Annotated in this window: 6 protein-coding genes; 1 reads left to right on the top strand and 5 read right to left on the bottom strand. The window is 69.9% G+C overall.

Features of this window, described 5'->3' with window-relative positions:
- Nucleotides 1-133: 133 nt before the first annotated feature.
- The gene (locus NON22_RS19615) at nucleotides 134-868 is read left to right on the top strand and encodes a TMEM175 family protein (RefSeq protein WP_257388667.1); all 735 of its coding nucleotides are present in this window, start codon (nucleotides 134-136) and stop codon (nucleotides 866-868) included.
- Between the two features lie 92 nt (nucleotides 869-960).
- Here the strand turns inward: NON22_RS19615 and NON22_RS19610 are convergent, their stop codons facing one another.
- From NON22_RS19610 to NON22_RS19590, 5 genes are all read right to left on the bottom strand, one after another.
- Nucleotides 961-1,365 carry a VOC family protein gene (locus NON22_RS19610; protein WP_257388666.1) on the bottom strand — a complete coding sequence of 135 codons (405 nt, stop codon included), beginning with the start codon at nucleotides 1,363-1,365 and terminating at the stop codon, nucleotides 961-963.
- A 169-nt stretch (nucleotides 1,366-1,534) separates the two neighbouring features.
- Complete coding sequence (locus tag NON22_RS19605) at nucleotides 1,535-2,233, bottom strand: lipase family protein (RefSeq protein WP_257388665.1); 699 nt, start codon at nucleotides 2,231-2,233, stop codon at nucleotides 1,535-1,537.
- A 114-nt stretch (nucleotides 2,234-2,347) separates the two neighbouring features.
- Nucleotides 2,348-2,839, bottom strand: coding sequence for a hypothetical protein (locus NON22_RS19600; RefSeq protein WP_257388664.1), 492 nt, complete (start codon nucleotides 2,837-2,839; stop codon nucleotides 2,348-2,350).
- Between the two features lie 121 nt (nucleotides 2,840-2,960).
- Nucleotides 2,961-4,328 carry an MATE family efflux transporter gene (locus tag NON22_RS19595; protein WP_257388663.1) on the bottom strand — a complete coding sequence of 456 codons (1,368 nt, stop codon included), beginning with the start codon at nucleotides 4,326-4,328 and terminating at the stop codon, nucleotides 2,961-2,963.
- 449 nt (nucleotides 4,329-4,777) lie between these two features.
- The coding region (locus tag NON22_RS19590; protein WP_257388662.1) for an NIPSNAP family protein at nucleotides 4,778-5,590 on the bottom strand (813 nt) is incomplete at its 5' end.

Genomic DNA, 5,590 nt, shown 5'->3' with positions numbered 1-5,590 from the left:
CGCGGATGCGACCGGCGCTGCGCCGGGACCGTGGGGGGGCGCCGGCGTCCTCGCCGAGCGTCCGCTCCGGGCCGCCGCGGCACCGCGGCAGCCCGTGCTAGCCTTCGGCCTTCCCCGGAAGCGGAACGGCGGCATGGTCTCGCAACAGGAGCCCGGCGTGCGCGAAGACGGTTTCGCCGACCGCGGCCGCGAGGTCACGCGGCACCAGTCCTTTCTCGACGCCTCGTTCGCGTTCACCCTGACCGTGCTCGTGATCGCCGGCGCCGAGGTGCCCGACAGCATTCCGAAGCTGCAGTCGGCGCTGAAACTGGTGCCGACGTTCGCCGCGAGCTTCCTGATGGTCATCGTGTTCTGGTCCGGCCACGAGGTCTGGACCCGGCGCTACGGTCTCGACGACCGCCGCTCGCGCCAGCTCGGGCTGCTGCTGATCTTCCTCGTGCTCGTCTACGTCTATCCGCTGAAGATGCTGTTCGGCGCCCTGTTCGCGTGGCTCAGCAGCGGCTTCCTGCCGGCGCGCTTCGTCATCGAGAACATCGGCGAGCTGCGCGCCGTGTACTACGCATACGCGCTGGCCTTCGGCACGCTCGGCGGCGTCATGGCGCTGCTGTACCGGCATGCCTGGCAGCTGCGCGACCGCCTCGCGCTGTCGGCATTCGAACGCCGCGCGACGTGCCGCGAAGTCGTGCGCTGGTCCCTGCTGCCCGCGTTCGCCGCCCTGTCGATGCTGCTGGCCTGGGCGCTGCCGGAACAGCCGAACGGCTGGCAGATAGGCCTGCCGGGCGCCGTCTATTTCGCGTTGCACGGCTGCACGCGCTATCTGCGCTACCTGTCCGCGCGCGATCACCTGGCCGAGACGCCGCCGCCCTGAGAGCTGCCGCCGGCGCGCCGTGCCGCGCCGGAACGCGGCAGGCGCCGTCGGGCGCGCGATGCGACGCGGTCGGCGCCGCTGCCGTGCGGATCTCAGGCGGCCGGCGGCTCGCCGCTCATGTGCATGAGCACCCAGGTGTGGCCGTCGAGGTCCTCGATCGCGCGGCTGTACATGAACCCGTAGTCCGCGGCCTCGCGCGGTTCGCGGCCGCCGGCCGCGACGCCCCTGGCGGCGAGCTCGTCGACGCGGGCGCGGCTGTCCATCGACAGCACGTGCCAGCCCTCCAGGTGCGTGCGCGTGTCGCAGACCGCCTTGTCGGTGAAGGAACGGAAGAACGGCTCGCTCAGCAGCATCACGTAGATCTGATCGCTGATGACGATGCAGGCCGAGTCGTCGCCGGTATAGGTCGGGTTGTGCGCGTAGCCGAGCGCGGCGAAGAAAGCCATGGACTGCTTCAGGTCCTTGACGGCGACGTTGACGAAGATCTGCGTGCTCATGCGGTGCTCCGGGGCGGTGGCGGCGGGAATGGGCCGACGCGAAGGACCGCCGTGGCCGGCGGTCAATCGTTCGGTATCCAGGCGTCGAACCGGAGAGCGCCGGATCGACATCGCCCGCGGCGATTTTTCTCCGGCCGTCGTCCGGGCCGGCGGACCGCGTGCGCGCCACTCAGTCGATCAGGTCGGCCTGCAGGATCGAGGTGAACCAGAGCAGCTGGTAGTGGTAGTAGGGATAGGTGTAGCTGGCGTTCTCGCCGGCGATCGACGAGGAATGCACGCCGTAGACCAGGCAGGTGCCGGTCGAGCAGACGATCTCGTCGACGTAGGACTTGATCGAGTATTCGCGCGCGGCGAGCTTCTTCGCGTAGAGGCCGTTGAGCAGCGGGCTGCCGATGGACAGGCCGTTGCTGCCGCAGGTCGAGGTCGGCACGTTGTACGGATAGATGCCGCAGCTGTAGAGGCCGCGATAGGCGCCGGCGATGCCGACGAAGGTGTCGACCTTCGCGGCGAGGCCGAGCTTGAGGATTTCGCGCGCGGCGAGGGTCACGCCCATCGAATGGCCGATCACGTCGATCTTGCCGGTGCACGACGAGGCGATCGCCGCGTTCAGCGCGTTGGCGACCGGCGTTTCCTCGCTGCCGCTGTGGTCGTTGCAGGCCGGGCAGGTCTTGCTGCCCCAATCCGGTAGCCGGATCTGCGCGTCGCTGTAGCCGCGCGCGCGCAGCTCCACGTAGGTGTTGTCGAAATCCGGCGGCGAGCCGCTGTTGCCGTGGACGAGCACGACGTTGTCGACGCAGGCCGCCTGCGCGGCGGCGGCAAGACCCAGGCACGAGACGACGGCCAACGCGAAGCGAGCGACAGTATGCATGGCGAACCCTCCCAAGGTTGCCGCGCAGCGTAGTCCTCGGCCCGCGCCGGTGAATCTGTACCAAAGTACAGGTAAGGACTCCGCTGCATTGCACAAGCCGGGTCGCGGTGCGGCTCAGTCGCGCGGCGGCGTCCAGGCCACGCGGCGCAGCACCAGCGCGAGCACCGGGCCGATCACGAACAGATGCATCAGCAGGTTGGTGGCCTGGGACAAGGTGCTCGTGTTGCCGACCTTGACCGCCGACAGCGGCACGACGATGTGATTCATGGCCAGATGGATCGCCAGGCCGTAGGCGACGCCGGCCGCCGCGGCGCTGCGCACGAGCCAGGACAGGCGCCGGCTCGCGGCGAGGTACAGGCCGGCCGCGACGATCAGGATGAAATAGTGCGCGGCCGCGCCGAGCGCCGCGCTGGCGGCGCCGCCCTCGAACGCCGCGGCGCCCTGCAGCCCGCTCGCGATGTACTGCAGGATGCGCACGGGGCTGACGCCGCGCAGGCCGTGGAACAGGAACACGTAGAGCAGATCGAGGCTGCCGGCGGCGAGGCCGGCCAGCACGCAGGCCAGGAGCGGGCGGTACGGACGCGGTGCGGCGGGGACGGACGGCATGGGGACATCCGGTGCGGGAGTCCGCGCACGATACGCGCGCCGGCCGGCGCCGCAGCGGCCGGCAGAGGCAATGCGCAAGGCGCGCAACGCGGCCGTCCGGCGGCCGCGTCGCGCGCCGGTATCACTCGGCCGGTGCCGCGGCTCGGGGCTGCAGCTGCGGCAGGCGCCGGCGGAATTCGCGCTGCAGCAGCAGCCAGCTGATGACGGCCTGCAAGGCGAGCGTGCAGACCGACAGCCACCAGAGATGGCGCAGCTGGAAGCCCGGCTGCGTCGACAGCCAGACCGCCGGGATGACGAAGGTCAGCAGGCGGCTCGCGCTGCTGACCAGCGCCGGCACGGTATTGCCCAGTGCCTGGAACATGCCCGACGCGCTGAAGATCAGCCCGGACGCGACGAAGTTCCACGAGATCACGCCGAGGAATTCGGCCGCGACCGCGACCACGTCGGCCTCGTGTGTGAACGGCGCGACGAACACCTGCGGCCGCCACTGGCACAGCAGGGTCAGCGCGAACATGATGACCGCGCCCATGCCGGCGGCCGAGCGGAACGTTTCACGCACGCGGTCGCCGAAGCCGGCGCCGACGTTCTGTCCGGCTACCGGTGCAGTCGCGAACGCGATCGCCATCGCCGGCAGGAAGATCGCCTGCATCACGCGCGAGCCGATGCCGAAGCCGGCCTGAGCCGCGGCGCCGAAGTGGCGGATCAGCCAGTACATGACGCCCATGTAGACGAACATCAGCGCGAACTCGCCGCCGGGCGGCAGCCCGATCGCGAGTATGCGTTTCCAGACGGCCGGCTGCGGCGCGAGCAGCTTGCGGTCGAAATGCACGTAGTGTTCGAGGCGCACGAAGTAGACGACCATCATGATCACGCCGGCGACGATGGCCAGGGTGCTCGCGAGCGCCGCGCCGGCGACGCCGAGCGGCTTGCCGGTCAGCCAGCCGGCGATCAGCACCGGCGCGAGCAGCGCGTTGATGACCACGGTCAGCACCTGCACGACCATCGTCGGCTTGGCGATGCCGGTGCCGCGCAGCGCCGAGCCCATGCCGACCAGCGCGAACTGCAGCGCCATGCCCGGCAGGAACCAGTGCAGGTAGTCGAGACCGGCCTGTACCGTGGCCGGATCGGCCGCGAGCGTGCGGATGTAGCCGCCGGCGACGCCGTAGCCGCCGAGCAGGGTCAGCGCCGCGCACAGCAGACCCAGCAGCAGGCTCTGGTTGAACACGAGATTGGCGTCGGTCGCGTCCTTGCGTCCGGCCGCGCGCGCGATCAGCGCCATGGTGCCGACGCCGAGCACCTGGGTCACGGCCATGATGATGAACTGCACGTTGCCGGCCGTGCCGACGCCGGCGATGGCCGCGTCGCCGAGCTGGGCCACGAAGTACAGGTCGATCAGTACGTACAGCATCTGGAACAGCATGCCGATCGCGATCGGTACCGCCATGCGCAGCAGATGGCCGGGAATCGAGCCTTGGGTCAGGTCTTTCATGACGGGGTCCGTGGGGGCGGGGCGGCGCAAGGTAACGTGCGGCCCGGCGCTTGTCAGGACTGCAAAACGCGCCGGCGAATCGATAAAATATTCCCCATCGGGGCCGCACGCAAAATTTCGCGCGGCCCGCCCGATCCGCAACGCCGGCCGGCCTTTCTCCTGGCGGATCCTTCCAAAAAACCCGCGTCATTTTTTGTCGGCCGCCGCCGCCGTGAGCCGCAAACGCACGCCGCGAAAGCGTGCCACCGGGCTGCCGTTCGGCGTCCATGCGTGGGCGGCAACGAAGTGCCGTCGTCGTCGCGGTGAACGCGAAAGCATGCCGGATAGATTATTCATTGTGCATTGTTGCAATCTGCAAAAGCATCCATTCAAGAAGAGCGCCCGTGATGCGCGAACGAACACCGCAGCGCCGCGGATCCGCCGTGCGCAGCGTTGCGGCAATGCGCTGCTCAGCGCAGCAGCGAGCGCCGTGTCGGCTGCAGGCGCAGGGTTTCGCTCGCGCGCGACAGGTATGGTTGCAGCGTGCTTTCGAGCTCCCGTGCGACGGCGACGGCACGCGCGTAATGCGCCGCGTCGTCGAAGGCCGTGAACGTCACGAGCACGTGCTCGCCGCGGCGCACGGGCAGGGCCGGGAAGGTGTTCTCGGCGTCTTCGCTGATCAGGACGGCCAGCGGCCGTGCGCCGGCCGCACGCCAGCGTTCCGCACCCTGCGTGCGCGCGAGCTCGATCACTGCGGGCGACGCGGGCTGTCGCAGGTAGTGGATCTGCGCGACGACCAGAATCGCTGCATCCTCATCTGCGTCGACGGCGGGCCTCGCGCGGCCCTCGAGCATGAAGCGCGTCTCGGGACCGGCCGGCCGCAGCAGCAGCACGTTGTCCGAATCGATCATCGTCGCGTTCGCGGCCTCGCGATGCGTCTTCCAGACCGGGCCGCCGTAGAAGCGCTGCAGCGCGTCCTTGCGCGCGAGCATGCTGCGGAAGCTGCGCAGCCAGACGAAGCGGTCCGGATCGTCCAGATCGCGAAACTGGCCGAGCAGGCGCATCCCCTCCGCTTCCTGCGTTTCGACGAACTCGCGCTCGAACAGCGCGATCAAGGCGTCGCGCCGGCCCGGATGCAAGGTGTATTGGCGCAGCTCGATGACGGCCTGCGCGCCGGCGTCGGCGGCAGCGAACGTATCGGCCTCCGTGTCGGCCGCGGGGACCGCCGCCGGCGCAGCGGCGGCGAGCACGCCGAGCGCGCGCAGCAGCCGCGCAGTGCCGAC

It is taken from the genome of Tahibacter caeni (assembly GCF_024609805.1).
In the GTDB taxonomy this organism is placed as follows: domain Bacteria; phylum Pseudomonadota; class Gammaproteobacteria; order Xanthomonadales; family Rhodanobacteraceae; genus Tahibacter; species Tahibacter caeni.
This window is presented reverse-complemented; position numbering and strand designations above follow the sequence as displayed.

What these genes read in the sequence shown, in the direction of transcription:
- NON22_RS19610 (WP_257388666.1), bottom strand. Translation starts at nt 1,365, where the DNA reads ATGAGCACGCAGATCTTCGTCAACGTCGCCGTCAAGGACCTGAAGCAG.
- NON22_RS19600 (WP_257388664.1), bottom strand. Translation starts at nt 2,839, where the DNA reads ATGCCGTCCGTCCCCGCCGCACCGCGTCCGTACCGCCCGCTCCTGGCC.
- NON22_RS19605 (WP_257388665.1), bottom strand. Translation starts at nt 2,233, where the DNA reads ATGCATACTGTCGCTCGCTTCGCGTTGGCCGTCGTCTCGTGCCTGGGT.
- NON22_RS19595 (WP_257388663.1), bottom strand. Translation starts at nt 4,328, where the DNA reads ATGAAAGACCTGACCCAAGGCTCGATTCCCGGCCATCTGCTGCGCATG.
- NON22_RS19615 (WP_257388667.1), top strand. Translation starts at nt 134, where the DNA reads ATGGTCTCGCAACAGGAGCCCGGCGTGCGCGAAGACGGTTTCGCCGAC.